Origin of the sequence: Arundinibacter roseus, assembly GCF_004348825.1 — a bacterium.
Lineage (GTDB): Bacteria > Bacteroidota > Bacteroidia > Cytophagales > Spirosomataceae > Arundinibacter > Arundinibacter roseus.
On record NZ_SMJU01000005.1, the window covers coordinates 158,413 to 174,240 of the forward strand.

Here is a 15,828-nt window from a genome sequence, read left to right on the forward strand (position 1 = left end):
AATCACCTGTTACAACATGGAACAACTGTTTGAGATTATCCGTAAACCCTGGCCGTGGTACGTAGCCGGCCCGCTCATTGGACTTACGGTACCTACTTTATTACTCATTGGAAATAAATCTTTTGGAATTTCCTCCTCGCTGCGGCACGTTTGTGCGGCCTGTTTGCCGGCTAATATTCCTTTCTTTAAGTACAACTGGAAAAATGAAATCTGGAATCTGGTGTTTGTCCTTGGGGTCTTTTTTGGCGGTATGATCGCCACTTTGTTCCTGGCAAATCCTGATACGTTTCAACTTTCCGAAAGTACAATCGCTGATTTGAGCGCATTTGGCATTACCGATTTTTCAGGATTAATGCCCGCTGATTTGTTCTCTACGGAGGTTTTGTTTTCGGCCAAAGGCTTCATTTTCTTTGTCCTGGGTGGATTTATGGTTGGTTTTGGCACACGCTATGCTGGCGGCTGTACCTCCGGGCACGCGATCATGGGGTTATCTACGCTGCAACTTCCCTCGCTGATTGCTACCTGCTGTTTTATGGTGGGAGGTTTCGCAATGACGCACCTGATTTTGCCTTATATTTTCAAATTATTTTAAAGAAATTTTAATTTTTCAAACGACCTGATGACGATGAAAAATAGTCAAAATACAGCTGTTCTGGACCCTGCCCTGGCAAACGACGAGCAGCCTTTTGTGTGCGAAGCACCAAACGACATGAAGAAGTCCGAAAGTTGGGCTGACAATATCAAATACCTCATTGTAGGTGTGCTTTTTGGAATTGTGTTTGTGAAAGCAGAGATTATTTCCTGGTTCAGGATTCAGGAGATGTTCCGGCTGCAAAGTTTCCATATGTACGGCGTCATTGGCAGCGCCGTTGTAGTGGGCCTGATTTCGGTACAACTCATCAAGCGCTTCAATATCAAAACACTAGCCGGTGAAACCGTGGAGTTTCACCCTAAAAAATTCCAGAAAGGACAAGTGTACGGCGGGCTGATTTTTGGACTTGGCTGGGCAATTACCGGCGCCTGCCCCGGCCCGCTGTTTGCCCAAATCGGTAGCGGCTACATGGTCGTGATCGTTACCTTGCTCAGTGCGATTGCCGGCACCTGGACCTACGGGTATTTTAGAGACAGACTCCCAAACTAATCGGGAGTTTAGTTCGAGGGCTGAGACATTTGCCCCGTCTTATATTTAGCGTTTCCGGAAATTTCATTTCCGGAAACGCTTTTTTTATGCACTATTTTATTATTTTTTTAGGAAATTCTGTGAATTTTATAATATTGAATTATAGATAAGTGAACCAACTGATAAAGTATCTGGATTACATGATTACTAATTCAATTTACCCATAAAAAATAAAGTTAAAAACTTAACTATGAACATGAAAGAGTTCCTTCTGAACGTATACGAGGGTATTTACTTTATTGCCAAGAAGTATGAAACGCAACCCAGTAAATTAACCATCAATGGACGTTTTTTTGCCACGTTCCTTTCCTATCATTTTTCTCTGGTTACGATCTTAATTGGAATTTTCGTCTTAATCTACGGCCCCTTCAAACTCTCTCTTCCTGTGGCCTTATTCTTGTTATTTGGACTCTTTGGGCTTATTTATTGGTACTTGCTTTACCCTCATAGAAATACGGGTGAGATAGATGAAAATATGGAAGAAGCCTTAGTAAAAAAGAAAAAACGAATAGCTCTTTATGTACAGGTAGGTGGTATTATTAGCATAGCTTTGGCAGTTACCATTATATATTTTCTGTATAAGATTTTCGACCCTAAATCTATGGCTCGATGATTATATCTTAAACAAGAAGTACACTCTATAAAGTTGATAGATAAATAGTTGCAAAACCAATCTAATAATTTACGTATAAACATGAAAGAGTTTTTTCGGGATGTGTATGAAGGTATTTACTTTCGGGACAGCGATAGACAAAAAGCAAACCAACGTTTTTTTTTGACTTTTTATATGTACCACCTATCCCTAATAATGCTCTTAACCGGAATACGCGTCGTAATCTACGGCCCTTTCAAACCCTATATTCCGGGCATTTTACTCTTGTTATTTGGGGTGTACGGGCTTATCTATTGGTACTTTATTCGCCCTCATAGAAACTTGGGCGAGATAGATGAAAACATGGATGAAGCCCTCATGGAGAAGAAGAAACGAAGATCCATATACGCTCAGGCAGGCGGGGTACTATGTTTTGTCATCGTTTTTGGCATAGTGTATGTCCTGTATGAGATTTTCGATCCCAAATCTATGATTCGATGATTTGATTCTTGCGAAAGGGCTAAGGCGTTTCTGGAAATTACATTTCCGGAAACGCTTTTCCTTTAAACTTCCTGGATTTATGTTTGTAATGCAGAGAATACAATACATCATCCGTCAGTCACATTACTGGGCAAGCCTTAATGAATCTGGTAAATACATCAACATGTCCTAAATGACCAATATAGGTATGAATATGAAGATTTTTTTTACATTCATTTTGCTTTGCTTTTGGAGTGCAGTACACGCTCAAACGTTCGACACATCTTTTACAGAATCAAAGATGAAGTCCAAAAATCAAGTGTATAAAGTCAAAAAGTATTCAACCGGTGGTAGTTTTCTAGAAAATGAGAAAAATCAACTGAATAAACAAAACTATCGGCCGGACACTTTAAACCTTTCAGGAATGAAATGGAGAGAGTCTATGGTCGTAGCCATGAATGAAATTATGGTCTATTTATTCGAAAACCGAAAACTTTCCCCTGATAAATTACCAAATATGGGCGCACATTGGAAAATCCTAAAAAATGGTCAGGTAAAAGAGGTAGTTTTTGTGGTTCGGAATAATACGTCGTTAACACCAGATGATATTGAACAAATTGAGAAAATTATGACTAAACAAAAGGTAAAGATTACTCAACCCCAATTTTATAGCCAAATGAATTTTGCCTATATCCATATGCCACTAATTTGGAAAAATCCCTTGCGCTGAAAGACATATTTTTGGCATATTCCTTCGTGGGCCGTGTCTCCCAGCTCTACTAGTAAGGTTTGGTAACTTTGGTTTTATGCGCTACAAAGCCAACGGGAAACGGTCAACATGTCCTAAATGACCAATATAGGTATGAATACGAACATCTTTTTTACATTCATTTTGCTTTGCTTTTGGAGTGCAGTACACGCTCAAACGTTCGACACATCTTTTACAGAAGCTAAGATGAAGTCCAAAAATCAAGTGTATAAAGTCAAAAAATATTCAACCAGTAGTTTCCTGGAAAATGAAAAAAACCAACTCCATAAACAAAACTATCGGCCAGACACTTTGAATCTTTCGGGGATGAAGTGGAGAGAATCTATGGTGATAGCAACAAAAGAAATTTTAGTTTATGTTAGCGAAAAACGAAAAATTTCACTGGACAACTTACCTAACATATTTGTAACGTGGAAAATCCTAAAAAATGGTCAGGTAAAAGAGGTTAGGTTTGCAATACCAAATGATAATTTGTTAACTGCCGATGATTTTGAAGAAATAGAGAGAATCATAACCAAACAAAAAGTTAAAATTACGCATCCTCACTATTATAAAAACATAAATTATATTTCAATATTAATGCCATTACGTTGGAAAGACCCCTTGCGCTGAAAGACATATTTTGGGCATATTTATCTGTGGGCTTTGTCTCCCAGCTCTACTGGTAAGGGGTGTTTGGTAACTTTGGCTCTTAGGGATATGTGACACAGCCCGCGGAAACACCAATAATCGTATGGGCGTTTCTGGAAGTAAAATTTCCGGAAACGCTTTTTTTATGCACTATTAACAAAATTTTCAATAAATACATATTTTTAAAACTTTAAAAATCAATTAGTTATATAATAAATAAGTCGCTTTATAACTAAAAATCAACTTCCCTTAGAATTGACTTGCGTGAGTGTGACAATTATCACTGATAAAGCGCTGATAATGGTACATTTTTGAGATAAAATTTAACAAAAACTCATTCTCTCATGGCCAGGCATTTCACCGTACTGATTATTGGGGGAGGAAACGCCGGACTTTCGGCGGCCTCTCAATTACTTATAAAAAAGCCTTCGTTGCAGATCGGCATCATGGAGCCTTCTGAAAAACACTACTACCAACCCGCCTGGACACTCGTGGGCGCGGGCGTTTTTGATATTGAAAAAACCGTTAAGTCCGAAGGAGATTTTATTCCCAAAGGTGCCGAGTGGATTCGGGACGCTGCCGCAACTTTTGAACCCGAGATGTCGCAGGTAACGGGCCGTAGCGGCGAAACGTACACCTATGATTCGTTGATTGTAGCCCCGGGCATTCAGCTCGACTGGGACAAGATCAAAGGGTTTCGGGAAACGTTGGGCAAAAATTCTGTGTCGAGCAATTATTCGTACGACATGGCGCCCTATACCTGGGAACTCATCAAGAATTTTAAAGGCGGTACCGCCGTTTTTACCAACCCGTCCTCCCCCATCAAATGCGGCGGCGCGCCCCACAAAATCATGTACCTGGCCTGTGACTACTGGCGTAAGCAAGGCATTCTGGACAAATGCGATGTGCACTATATTTCGGGAGCAGGTGCCATTTTTGCCGTGAAAGAATACGCTGCCACGCTCTCCAAAGTCGTTGCTGATAATAACATTACCACGCACTTTTTAAGTAATACCGTAGAAATTGACGGGTCCAACAAAAAGGTGTACTACGAAACCAAAGATGCTTCCGGCACAAAGGTTCGGAAAGAACTGGCCTTTGATTTGTTACATGCCGTCCCACCCCAATCCGCACCGGATTTTATCAAAAACAGCAAACTCGCCGATTCGGCCAACGCCTTTGGCTACGTGGAAGTAAACAAACACAGCATGCAGCACAGCCGCTACCCCAACGTGTTTGCCTGCGGCGACTGCACCAATGCGCCATGCAGCAAAACGGGCGCGGCTATACGCAAGCAGGTACCGGTGGTGGTTCAAAATGTGCTGGCGTTTCTGGCCAAAACTCCGCTGACGGCATCGTATGACGGGTACAGCGCCTGCCCAATTCCGACGCAGTATGGCAAACTGATGCTTGCGGAGTTTGATTATTCCAATACGCCCAAAATGACGTTTCCGTTTGATCAGGCCGTGCCCCGCTGGACGATGTGGGTGCTCAAAAAAAATGTCCTGCCCTGGCTCTACTGGAATAAGATTCTGAAAGGAACGGCCTAAATGAAGGCAATTTAACAAGCAAACGGGAAGGAGATTTTCTCCTTCCCGTTTGCTTGTTTTTCTAACTTAATAATATCTTTCTACGTACTTAAAATATTTAGTACTCATATAATGGATAATCAAATAATTTCATAAGTAATTGATTATCAAAACAATAAAAAAACTAATGACCTAAAAGCTAACAGCTGCTTACCTACATTTTAATTGGGTGTAAAATTTCCTGTTCCGTTTCTTCGATCAGGCGCTCAATTTCTTCTTCCGAACGGTTTTGAGTATTGATTGTCCGCTCGTAGCTATTTTCGATTCCATCAATCTGATAGATATACGATACTTTCAAACGACCGGTCAGGGTATCTTTTTCGATTGATTTTTGAAAAGGTTGCTGAGATAATCTTTCGCTCAAACTTGCGTGGCTCATAGCCACAACGGGCCCGGCGGGTTGTTGTTCGTAGGCCACATGCAGACTTATCCGTTGCTGAATCAGTTCGCTTTTCAGGGAATCTACCAACCGATCTACTAATTCCTTTTTGAGCGCATTGCTCATTCCACGGACCACAAACGTATGGCAATACTGAATTTTATGACCTTTTTCTTCCAGTTCAACCCGAAGAGAAAGGTGCTTTCCGTTGTCATCAATTTCCTGACGAAAGGATGTTTTCTGACCGAGCACCGTCAGGCTCAGGAGCAGGAAGGCAAGTAAGGGTACTGTTTTCATATTTTTGGATTTTATGGCTAATACGATGTCGTCAGGATGATAAATGCCTGTGCAAATAAAAAAGCTATGCCACTATCTTTTGTATACTGATTATCAACACTTTATAAAAAATTAAAAACAATAAATGTCCGCAAACGAACGTTTTGTGCCCATTTGCGGACAAGCCGTACCAGTTCATTTTTGGAAAATATCAATCACTCAGGCAGCAACTTCCAGCCGATAGCCGACACCGTGTACCGAGGCAATGCGGAGCGTTGAATCGTGTTGCAATAACTTGCGCAAACGCGACACAAACACATCGACACTGCGCCCAACGCTGATGCCTTCGTCTTCCCAAACCGATTTCAGAATGAAGTCCCGTTCCAGCAATTGATTGGGATGCAGCGCAAACAACCGCAAGAGTTTTGCCTCCCGATACGTGAGGGCATGCGGCATGCCTGCAACCACCAACGTTTGTTCTGCGGGATTAAACGTAGTTTGTCCAAAACTAATCAGATGCTTGTCAGATTCGGGTTGTTCAGGAGTTTTTTGGCGGCCCCGGTACCACACCAACGCCCCTGCACCAGCCAGCAAAATCCCCAACGCTCCTGCCCAAACCGCCCCGGTATCGGCTTTGGTTGGCGTTGCTTTTTGAAAGCTGATTTGCAACACATAGCATCCGCTTTCCTGAATACGTCCATTGCAGGGCACACCTTCGGGCTCTGCCAAGTCCAGAAAAGTGTAGCCCAGCGCAATTTCTTTGGTGTTGCAGTTCAAAACAGCCACGTCGTAGGCTTCGCTGATGTGATGCAGCGTCAGCGATTCCTGCAACAGTTGCGGAATGCGGTCGTACTCGAAGGCTTTTTCGAGTTGAATGGTAAAAACTCCCTCCTGCGGATTTTGTACAGGAGCGATGGCAGAAGTAGAATCGCCCTGTGCCAGCAACAGACCATGCGCCGTGCGACGAAGGGCCAGATTGACATGTTGGGCAAATGCTTCCGGTGCCAGTTCCTTTTCAGAAGCAGCCAACAAAAAATTTCCCGTACAAAACATCAGCAGCCACAGGCTACCAAAGACGATTCTTTTTTTTACCATAAAAAATCTAAACTACCAACTTTCACAATTCGGACTTAGCAGCCATCCTGCCGGATACCGGTCGGAAACCACTGAATCCCTTTGTAAAGGACAATGCGCAATACCCGACGACTTTTTTGATGAATCTCCTGAGCAGGCTCAACAACGAGTTGGTCACCCTCCATCGCTACCTTTAATAGTTCGCCAAGATCGGCCTGATTGACTACCTGCTCGCTTGTTTCTGTAACTGTTTTCTCTCCCCGGCGAAGGTATACTCTGAACGAAATCTGTTCGGCTTCGGGAGACGCAGGGTTGGCCGACATGACGGTCAGGGTACCTTTCATGCCGGGTTTGAGTGTTCCAAAATCCATTGGTTTTCCATCCACCAGCAGCGGATTAAAATGAAAACTATCTTCTCCGTTCTCTCTAAGGGTACTTCCGATGCCGGCTTTGGCCAAAAACAGAGCACTTACTACAAACAGCGCAATGATCAGGATTTGATCTTTTCGATTATTCTTCATTGGATTAAGATTTCATTATGAGGGAGTGAGTACCGAATGTCGAGTGTCAGAAGCACTAATTTGTCACCGATATTGCATTTAGCCAGCAAAGACTCAACGTCTACGGCAGTTTGAGGCGCTTCGTTAAACAGCAGCAATGTACCAGTTTTTGCATCTTTTATGGCAACCCGAAAGGCAATTTCCTGCAAAGGTTTAGCGGTTTCGGACGTCAGTTCCAGCGTCTGAACCCGAAGTTCGCCAACGGCTGATTTAGAAAGAATACATTTTCCTTTGGGGCTATACTCATCTACCACAAGTTTGGAATCAAGAAACGCGGCGCTGCATTCCTGAAAAACCTCCTGTGCCCATCCGGGGCCTGCTGACAGGCAACCGAGGAAGAGCAAAAGAAATCCGGTTTGTTTTTTCATTGGATCAAAAAGTTTAGTTGAACGAATGATCCAAAGCTATCAGGTTCTCTTTGGTGAGAAAAAACTTTGCGGTAAAAGAATGTAAAGGAAATGTAAAAGTTTAAAATTACCGCCAACGACGCAGAAAACGCGGTTGGCGGCAGTTGATTTCTATTCGCTTCGCAAACTTTCTACGGGGTTCATCAGCGCGGCTTTGATGGCCTGAAAACTGACGGTCAGCAGGGTAATGGCAATGGCACCCGCGCCCGCCACCACAAAAACCCACCACGACACCTCGATATGGTAGGTGTATTTTTGAAGCCACTGATGCATGCCGTACCACGACACCGGAACCGCCAATAGCAGCGAAATAAGTACCAACTGCACAAAATCTTTTGACAACAATCCCCACAAACTCATCACACTTGCACCCAATACTTTACGAACCCCTACTTCTTTGGTGCGCTGCTCGGCCATAAACGATGCCAGTCCGAACAGTCCCAAACAACTGATCAAAACCGCCAGCCCCGTAAACACACCTGCAAGCTTGCCGATACGCTCTTCTGCCGCAAACTTGGCGGCGTATTCCTGATCCACAAACTGAAATTGAAAAGGAAGATCCGGAAAATGCTTTTTGTAGACATCTTCCACCACCTTCATACTTTCGCTACTGTTTTGGGCCGGATTGAGGCGCAGGTTGTAGTAGCTCGCATTATTGAATTTATCAAACACATACATCGACTGCTTCACCGGCTCGTAGGGCGACTGCATAATCATATCGTCAATAACTCCAATGACGGTCATCGGCGGGTTGGGATCTTCCTCGTCGTCATCTTTGATAATCGTCCCTACCGGATTGGTCAGTCCCATGTATTTTACGGCCGTTTTATTCAGGATTACGGCATTGGAATCGGTGGCAAATTCGCGGGAAAAATCCCGTCCGGCAATGATCTTCAACCCGAGTGATTTAACAAAATCGACCGATACCGCCGTGTAGGCCAAATCTTCCTGAAAACCTTCGGGCTTGCCTTCCCAGATAAATCCCGAACGGTTGGAGTATACGTCCGTGGTAGGACTGCTTGATGAAGACATTTCGATAACAGAGCCGGATTTTATAAACTCGCTCCGCATTAAGTCATATTTTCCCTCAAAGTCATGCTCCGTAAGCGGGATTTGCACGAGTCCGTTTCGATCATAACCCACCGGGCGATTTTTGGAATATTGAATCTGACGAAATACCAGAATAGTACCGATGATAAGCGCAACCGATACCGTAAACTGCATCACTACCAGCACTTTGCGGGGCAAGGCTGCAAAACGCCCCGCTTTAAACGTTCCTTTCAGAACCTTTACCGGCTGAAATGAAGACAGGTACAAGGCCGGATAGCTTCCTGACAACAAGGCTGTCACGAACACAAACGCCAAAATACTTACCCAAAACCACAGGCTCGTCCAGGGAAACTCGATGGATTTATCAGAAAGCGTATTGAAAGGCGACAGAAATACCAGCACCATAGCTAGTGCCAGCACGAAGGCCAACGAAACGACCAGAAACGATTCGCTCAGAAACTGAAAAATCAACTGCCGTTTTTGCGAACCGACCGATTTGCGTATGCCTACTTCACGCGCTCGTTTTTCGGAGCGGGCCGTACTCAGATTCATGAAATTGATGCAGGCCAACAGCAGCACGAACCCGCCAATTGTACCAAACAACCATACGTACTGAATGCGGCCACCAATCGAAACCCCGTTTTCAAAGCGTGATTGCAGATACCAATCGTCCATCGGGTGCAGAAAAAGTTCGGGCTTGTAGGGAGCGGTGTCTTTAATTCGTTTTTTAATATCCTTAATTTTTGCCGTTACACCTCCCATCGTCGCATTTTCGGAAAGCTGCACAAAGAGCTGAAAAGAGTTATTACCCCAGGAATCCACGGAGTTTTTGATCCACTCGGTATTGGTGGTCAGGTGGGACCACGGCGCCAGAAAATCAAGCGTACCAAAACTAGAATTGGACGGAACATCGGCGTATACGCCCGTCACTTTCATGTTGTACAGGTTGTTGAGTTTTACCACTTGTCCCACCGGATTTTCCTTCCCGAAAAGGGCCTTTGCCGTAGAAGCATTCAACAGAATCGAGTTTGGGTCCTGCACGCCATGTGCCTGCCCATTCAGGATTTCAAGGCTGAGCATATCGGCAGCGCCATCCTGCATAAAATTCCCGTTTTTTACCAGTTTTGTATCTCCTTTCGTCAAAATGCCCCGGTAATTCCAGCTACTCATGATGATATGTTTGAAATTATCCGCAAACTCGTTGCGAAGCGTCATTTCCAGCGGCCTCGGAATAGCCGAACCCGTTCCAATGACTCCGTTGAATGTCTGACTTTGGTATACCTGCGCAATTTTCTGATGGTTTTTGTGGAACTGATTGTACGTCAGCTCGTCCTGCATCCACAGGCCAATCATGATAGCAACGGCCATTCCGGTGGCTAGTCCGACAATGTTGATGAAGGAATACACTTTATTCCGCACGAGATTTCGGTACGCAATTTTGAAATAATTTTTAATCATGGCTAAGGCACAGGATTAGTTAAATCCCTGATTTTTAAATAATTATTAATGAGAATGTTGAGCTATTTTATATAAATAAAAGTAAATCCAAGACGCATAACAGCGCTATGGATTTACTATTTATCCTAATTGCCAACGGCCTGATGCAGCAATCGGCGGCTTTCTTTCTTCACAAACGTAATCGGCACAAACTCATCCGTAGGCGCGCCAATGTAGTAGACCGTCCACTCGGGATCATGGTGAGCGAGCATTTCGCTGATGCAGTCGGCGCGGTGAGCTTGCGGATTGCGACAGTCGTCCCAGTAAAACAGCTCAACCCGGTAGTGCAGCTGCTGCTTTAATCCATTAATCGTAACCTCAACTTCAATCTCCTGCTTGCCCGGAAGCGGAGGAATCGGAATAGCTATGTGGCTCATAAGGAAAAGTTTTATTAGGGGTTTAAAAAATCGCTGTAAGCAATTGGCTTTTAGTCAGATAGTTACATAAAGTTTCTAGCTGGAAACAGCGCCATTACTCCGACCGCAAACTTTTTACGGGGTTCATCAAAGCGGCTTTGATGGATTGAAAACTGACGGTTCCTACGGCCACAAGCAAAGCGGCAGCAGCAACTCCTGCAAAAATCCAGGGGTTAATTTCGATGCGATACGGATAACTCGACAGCCACTCGCGCATGAAATACCACGCCAACGGAGTAGCGATCAGGCTTGCCAGCAAAACGAGCTTTACAAAATCCCGGGACAACGAAAAAACCAGACTTCCGATACTCGCACCCAGCACTTTTCGGATTCCAATTTCTTTGGTGCGCTGCTCAATCACGATGAGGGCAATGGCAAAAAGGCCCAAACAGGAAAGCAGAATAGCAATACCGGATGCGAGGCTAAAAATCTGCGCAAATCGCTCTTCACTACGGTACCAGGCATCCGTATTTTCGTCCACAAACGAGCCTTTAAATTCTGCCTGCGGAGCCACTTCCTTCCACACATTTCTAAACTTATCCATGACGCCCGACAAACTTTGGGGCGTAACCCGAATGAAGATATAACTCACCGGATTTTGGGAAAGGAACATGGTAATCGGTTTCTTTTCATTTTTGGAAGAATACAAATTAAAATCCGGCACCAGGCCAATAATCTGATACTTGGTGCCTGCCGTATCCGTCTGAAAAAACTTACCGACGGGGTCGTCCTCCCCGATCATTTTTGCCATGCTTTCGGTAATAATGACGCGGTCGAGGGTATCGGAAGGGTACGTGGCATTAAACTCTCTACCCGCCAACAGCTTGATATTAAGCGTTTTCATGAAATCGTAGTCAATTTGCAGCCAATCCGTAGTAACCTCTTTTCCTTTATAGGAAAAACCAATCACACTCCGCGACGTGCTGCGGTCGAGCCCAACGCCCAGGTTGACGCCACTTCCCGAAATGCCTTCCACGGACGGATCGTTGGCCAGCAGATTACGCATGCGCTGCAACGCCTGATTTCCGTTTACTTTATTGCCAACCGGAATGCTGATGACCTGTTCTTTTTGAAAACCCAGCGGCTGTTCACGCAGGTGATTGACCTGCTGAATGGCGATAATGGTGCAGCAAACCAGCAAACTAGACAGCGAAAACTGTATCACCATCAGAGAGTTACGCAGGAGTCCGGGTTTTTTCAAACTTACTTTTCCTTTCAAAACCTCTACCGTATTGAATCGCGACATGAGCCAGGCCGGATAGCCTCCGGCGAGCAGCGTTACAAACAAAAGTACGCCGAGCATCAGCGCTACCTTGTCAGGTTGCAGCATGTAATCCAGCGTAAGTTTGCCCTGAAACGTAGCGTTAAATTGGGGTAAAAACACCGCCGTGAGCACCAACCCTACCACAAAACCAAGCACACAAACCATAGCGGCCTCGCCCCAAATCTGCGTAAACAGCTGTCCACGAACGGCTCCTAATGACTTACGTACGCCTACTTCACGCGCCCGGATGAACGACCGGGCCACGTTGAGATTGATGAAATTGATGCAGGCAATCAGGAGAATAAACAGCGCAATTCCAATCAGGGCAAAAATTAACGTTTGAGGAGCACTGCTACCCGAAATATCCGTGTTGAAATGAACGTTCGCCAGCTTTTGCAGTCGCATAGCAAAAATATCCCCTTGCTCGTCGGGCTTGGCACCTTGCTTAATTAAACTACTCTGATTTTCAGAAAAGTACTTTTTGACAAAAGGTTTCAGTCGTTTTTCAAAAGCTTCCTGATTCGTTTTTGGTGATAATTTTAAAAATACCTGGTGCGAATGAGCATCCCACTGATCTTTTTCGCTGGCAAACCCTCCATAGTTTTCGGCCCTCAAAAAGGCATCAAATTGCAGGGAGGAATTTTCTGGAAAATCAGCCAGGACTCCTGTGATTACGTACTGCTTTCGGCCTTCGTCCAGGCCCACACTCACCTGCTTACCCATGGGATTTTGATTTCCAAACAAATCTTTGGCCATGTTTTCGGTAATAATCATGCTGCTCAAATCCCTCAACGCTACGTCTTTATCTCCTTGTAGTAGCGGAAAAGAAAAGATATTCAGGAAATCAGGGTCTGTATACTTTATCTGTTTTTCCAGAATAACATCCTGAAATTCAACCACATTGCTTCCATGCACAAACCGGGCAACGCCTTCAATCTCAGGAAACTCGGTTTTCAGTGCGGGCGTCAGCGGAAATGGCATTGACGATGACCGCTCGGGTTTTTCGGGCGCATTGGAAAAAAAATACATCTGAAAAATCCGGTCGCCATCCGCATGAAACGAATCAAAGGACAACTGAAAGTATGCCGTTAGAAACAGAAAAGCGCTGATACAAAACGCTACCGACAGCCCCAGAATATTGATAAAAGTATACCCCTTATTTTTCCAGAGCGTACGAAAGGTGATTTTGAAATAGTTCTTAATCATGGCTTTGTTTTTTTAGATAAAAAAAGAAACTCACTCCGACCGCAAACTCTTCACGGGATTCATCAGGGCAGCTTTAATGGATTGGTAGCTGACGGTTAGAAAGGCAATGAAAAGCGCCAGCAAGCCGGTTAGGGGAAAGACCCAAATGGGCATATCAATATGGTAGGCGTAGTTTTTGAGCCAGCCGTCGAGCATGTACCACGCTACTGGTGCCGCCAACAGCAACGCCACGAAAACCAGTTTCAGAAAGTCGCCCGAGAGCAGCCCCACAAGGCCCGGGATGCCTGCACCCAGTACTTTGCGAACGCCGATTTCTTTGGTCCGCTGCTCGGTAGTAAACGCCGCCAGGCCAAACAATCCCAAACAGGCAATGAGAATGGCAACGATGGAAAAGAAAAGCACCAAATTTGCCGTTCGCTGTTCTGATTCGTAGAGCTTGGCTACTACGTCGTCCAGAAATACATAGTCGAAGGCTGAGTCGGGAATATGTTGTTTAAATCCTTTTTCCAAAGTGGCGATATTTTCCGAAAGCTTTCCTCCCTGAAAACGAACCAACAGATTAGGCCGGCCTTCGGTGGGACTGTTATGAAAAGCATATGCGCCAATAGGACGATGAAAGGAGTCGAAATGGAAGTCTTCCATCACGCCCACAATGGTCGCCTGATTGTACCCAAAAAGATTATAAGCTGTTTTTCCAATCGCTTCTTCGGGCGAAACGCCTAAAAAATCGACGGCAGTTTTGTTCAGTACCACCTGCACGGTAGTGTCGGTTTCCGAAGTTTTTTCGGGAAACGTTTTTCCAGCCAAAAGCTTAATGTTAAGCGTTTTCAGAATTTCAGGAGTTGCCCGACTTGTCTGAATCGCCAGGCCTGTTTCCGAATTTTCGCCAGCCTTGGACAACGTGCGGCCGCTTGCGCCAATGCCGGGATAGGCCTGTGCCCGCGAAATTTCCTGTACAAAACTCAGCCCTTTGCAGTAGTCGATCAGGCTCGTAATCTGCTCCACTTTTTGGGCTCCCTGCGTCGAAATAGAAATAACCTGTTCGGGACTGTACCCCAGATTCTTTTCCTGCACGTACTGTAACTGACGATAAAAAACGAAAGTACTGATGAGCAGAACAATAGAGGCGGCAAACTGAATGACTACCAATCCTTTCCGGATTCGGGCAGCCGACAAATCGCTTCGGCCACCACGCCCAAACAGACTTAGTGCCGAAAAAGAAGACAGCATTAGCGCCGGATAGGAACCCGCAATCAGGGATAAAGTCACCGTTGCCAGCGCAATTCCCGCCAAAACGGGCATCGTGAGCAAGGCCTCAAACGTAATGTTTTTATCGGCTAATGAATTAAAAATAGGCAGAAAGGCCAATAGTAGGAGAATACCAAGTCCGATAGCGGCCGTTACCATCAAAAAGGCTTCGACATAAAACCGACGGATCAGAAAAAACTGACTGGCTCCCAGCACTTTATTCATCCCGACTTCTTTGCGTCTTTTTTGTGACTGAGCCGTGGCCAAATTCATGTAGTTGATGCAGGCAATGAGCAAAATACCTAACGCCAGTGCACTCAGGATTTTTACCTGCTGAATATCTCCCACACGCGTTGTGCTGGAATTGGTGATGTGCGTGGAGTACAAATGCACCTGCGTGAGCGGTTGGAGCCAAAACCGAAACCATTGGATGTCTTTTTCTACATGCTTGTCCAGCACGGCATTAATCTTCTTTTCAATGATTCGTGGGGAAGCATTGGGCACCAGCAAAAAGTACGTTTCGTAGCTGGCATTGCTCCAATATAGATTTTTGGAAGCCCACCCAACCGTAGTAAAAGACCCGATCAGATCCGCATCAAGGGTGGAGTTTTGGGGGAAATCCTGGTATACGCCCGAAACTGTAACGTTCAGGTCATGATCTACGGAAAGTAGTTTACCCACGGGGTTTTCATCCCCAAAATACTTCCGGGCCGTACTTTGGCTCAGGATAATCTTGTTGGGAGCGTCAAGCGCTGTTTTCGGATTTCCCTGCACCAGTGGAATATCAAAAATAGTAAACAGGCCGGGATCAGACCAGTAGAGTTTTTTCTCGGCAAATTTTACTTCCTGACTATTGACAAATGCCGTTTTTCCAAATGAGTGATACAACAAACGGGTAAATGCTTTTATCTCCGGAATTTCCTGGCTCATCGTAGGGCCCACAATATTGGGAACGGAGGCCCATTCTGAACTTTCACCATCGAAAGTTGCCGTGAGACCAACCCGGTAAATTTCATCCCGGTTTTGATGATACGTATCAAAAGAGAGTTCTTCTTTGGTGTACAGAAATAAGTACAAAAAAATGGCAATGCCCAGCGCCAGACCTACCAGGTTGAGTGTCGAAAAGAGTCCATTATTGATCAGACTCCGCCAGGCAACTTTTAGTTGATTTTTGATCATGAGTTCTTATTGGCCAACAGCCCTTAATTTGT

General features: G+C 44.8%; 15 protein-coding genes. 7 read left to right on the top strand and 8 right to left on the bottom strand.

Annotation, left to right across the window (positions count from 1 at the left end):
• The first annotated feature begins 16 nt into the window (after nt 1–16).
• The 7 genes from EZE20_RS09035 to EZE20_RS09065 all read left to right on the top strand — a co-directional run bounded on the left by EZE20_RS09035 (nt 17) and on the right by EZE20_RS09065 (nt 5,201).
• The gene (locus EZE20_RS09035) at nt 17–592 is read left to right on the top strand and encodes a YeeE/YedE family protein (protein WP_132116737.1); all 576 of its coding nucleotides are present in this window, start codon (nt 17–19) and stop codon (nt 590–592) included.
• Between the two features lie 33 nt (nt 593–625).
• A complete protein-coding gene (locus EZE20_RS09040; protein ID WP_132116739.1) occupies nt 626–1,141 on the top strand; it encodes a YeeE/YedE family protein in 516 nt (171 codons plus the stop codon).
• A 235-nt stretch (nt 1,142–1,376) separates the two neighbouring features.
• Nucleotides 1,377–1,793: a hypothetical protein gene (locus EZE20_RS09045; RefSeq protein ID WP_132116741.1), complete on the top strand. Its 417-nt coding sequence runs from the start codon at nt 1,377–1,379 to the stop codon at nt 1,791–1,793.
• 81 nt (nt 1,794–1,874) lie between these two features.
• Nucleotides 1,875–2,273: a hypothetical protein gene (locus EZE20_RS09050; protein WP_132116743.1), complete on the top strand. Its 399-nt coding sequence runs from the start codon at nt 1,875–1,877 to the stop codon at nt 2,271–2,273.
• A 280-nt stretch (nt 2,274–2,553) separates the two neighbouring features.
• Nucleotides 2,554–2,982, top strand: coding sequence for a hypothetical protein (locus EZE20_RS09055; RefSeq protein ID WP_132116745.1), 429 nt, complete (start codon nt 2,554–2,556; stop codon nt 2,980–2,982).
• 132 nt (nt 2,983–3,114) lie between these two features.
• Complete coding sequence (locus EZE20_RS09060) at nt 3,115–3,633, top strand: hypothetical protein (RefSeq protein WP_132116747.1); 519 nt, start codon at nt 3,115–3,117, stop codon at nt 3,631–3,633.
• A 362-nt stretch (nt 3,634–3,995) separates the two neighbouring features.
• Nucleotides 3,996–5,201 (top strand): NAD(P)/FAD-dependent oxidoreductase, encoded by a 1,206-nt coding sequence (locus tag EZE20_RS09065; RefSeq protein ID WP_132116749.1) that lies wholly within the window; start codon nt 3,996–3,998, stop codon nt 5,199–5,201.
• Nucleotides 5,202–5,394: 193 nt separating this feature from the next.
• Here the strand turns inward: EZE20_RS09065 and EZE20_RS09070 are convergent, their stop codons facing one another.
• The 8 genes from EZE20_RS09070 to EZE20_RS09105 all read right to left on the bottom strand — a co-directional run bounded on the left by EZE20_RS09070 (nt 5,395) and on the right by EZE20_RS09105 (nt 15,796).
• Nucleotides 5,395–5,916, bottom strand: coding sequence for a hypothetical protein (locus tag EZE20_RS09070; RefSeq protein WP_132116751.1), 522 nt, complete (start codon nt 5,914–5,916; stop codon nt 5,395–5,397).
• Nucleotides 5,917–6,114: 198 nt separating this feature from the next.
• Nucleotides 6,115–6,990: a winged helix-turn-helix domain-containing protein gene (locus tag EZE20_RS09075; RefSeq protein ID WP_132116753.1), complete on the bottom strand. Its 876-nt coding sequence runs from the start codon at nt 6,988–6,990 to the stop codon at nt 6,115–6,117.
• A gap of 35 nt (nt 6,991–7,025) precedes the next feature.
• Nucleotides 7,026–7,490: a hypothetical protein gene (locus EZE20_RS09080; RefSeq protein ID WP_132116755.1), complete on the bottom strand. Its 465-nt coding sequence runs from the start codon at nt 7,488–7,490 to the stop codon at nt 7,026–7,028.
• On the bottom strand, nt 7,487–7,897 hold the full coding sequence (locus EZE20_RS09085; protein ID WP_132116757.1) for a hypothetical protein: 411 nt from the start codon (nt 7,895–7,897) through the stop codon (nt 7,487–7,489). Before EZE20_RS09085 ends, EZE20_RS09080 begins: the two co-directional genes overlap by 4 nt.
• A gap of 150 nt (nt 7,898–8,047) precedes the next feature.
• Nucleotides 8,048–10,444 (bottom strand): ABC transporter permease, encoded by a 2,397-nt coding sequence (locus EZE20_RS09090; RefSeq protein WP_132116759.1) that lies wholly within the window; start codon nt 10,442–10,444, stop codon nt 8,048–8,050.
• 125 nt (nt 10,445–10,569) lie between these two features.
• Nucleotides 10,570–10,860 (bottom strand): hypothetical protein, encoded by a 291-nt coding sequence (locus tag EZE20_RS09095; RefSeq protein WP_132116761.1) that lies wholly within the window; start codon nt 10,858–10,860, stop codon nt 10,570–10,572.
• A 94-nt stretch (nt 10,861–10,954) separates the two neighbouring features.
• Nucleotides 10,955–13,369, bottom strand: coding sequence for an ABC transporter permease (locus EZE20_RS09100; RefSeq protein WP_132116763.1), 2,415 nt, complete (start codon nt 13,367–13,369; stop codon nt 10,955–10,957).
• Between the two features lie 30 nt (nt 13,370–13,399).
• A complete protein-coding gene (locus EZE20_RS09105) occupies nt 13,400–15,796 on the bottom strand; it encodes an ABC transporter permease (protein WP_132116765.1) in 2,397 nt (798 codons plus the stop codon).
• Nucleotides 15,797–15,828: the final 32 nt, after the last annotated feature.

Bases quoted from the DNA above. Each gene is read 5' to 3' on its own strand.
- EZE20_RS09095 (WP_132116761.1), bottom strand. From the start codon at position 10,860: ATGAGCCACATAGCTATTCCGATTCCTCCGCTTCCGGGCAAGCAGGAG.
- EZE20_RS09070 (WP_132116751.1), bottom strand. From the start codon at position 5,916: ATGAAAACAGTACCCTTACTTGCCTTCCTGCTCCTGAGCCTGACGGTG.
- EZE20_RS09065 (WP_132116749.1), top strand. From the start codon at position 3,996: ATGGCCAGGCATTTCACCGTACTGATTATTGGGGGAGGAAACGCCGGA.
- EZE20_RS09090 (WP_132116759.1), bottom strand. From the start codon at position 10,444: ATGATTAAAAATTATTTCAAAATTGCGTACCGAAATCTCGTGCGGAAT.
- EZE20_RS09035 (WP_132116737.1), top strand. From the start codon at position 17: ATGGAACAACTGTTTGAGATTATCCGTAAACCCTGGCCGTGGTACGTA.
- EZE20_RS09050 (WP_132116743.1), top strand. From the start codon at position 1,875: ATGAAAGAGTTTTTTCGGGATGTGTATGAAGGTATTTACTTTCGGGAC.
- EZE20_RS09075 (WP_132116753.1), bottom strand. From the start codon at position 6,990: ATGGTAAAAAAAAGAATCGTCTTTGGTAGCCTGTGGCTGCTGATGTTT.
- EZE20_RS09040 (WP_132116739.1), top strand. From the start codon at position 626: ATGAAAAATAGTCAAAATACAGCTGTTCTGGACCCTGCCCTGGCAAAC.
- EZE20_RS09085 (WP_132116757.1), bottom strand. From the start codon at position 7,897: ATGAAAAAACAAACCGGATTTCTTTTGCTCTTCCTCGGTTGCCTGTCA.
- EZE20_RS09100 (WP_132116763.1), bottom strand. From the start codon at position 13,369: ATGATTAAGAACTATTTCAAAATCACCTTTCGTACGCTCTGGAAAAAT.
- EZE20_RS09060 (WP_132116747.1), top strand. From the start codon at position 3,115: ATGAATACGAACATCTTTTTTACATTCATTTTGCTTTGCTTTTGGAGT.
- EZE20_RS09045 (WP_132116741.1), top strand. From the start codon at position 1,377: ATGAAAGAGTTCCTTCTGAACGTATACGAGGGTATTTACTTTATTGCC.
- EZE20_RS09105 (WP_132116765.1), bottom strand. From the start codon at position 15,796: ATGATCAAAAATCAACTAAAAGTTGCCTGGCGGAGTCTGATCAATAAT.
- EZE20_RS09080 (WP_132116755.1), bottom strand. From the start codon at position 7,490: ATGAAGAATAATCGAAAAGATCAAATCCTGATCATTGCGCTGTTTGTA.
- EZE20_RS09055 (WP_132116745.1), top strand. From the start codon at position 2,554: ATGAAGTCCAAAAATCAAGTGTATAAAGTCAAAAAGTATTCAACCGGT.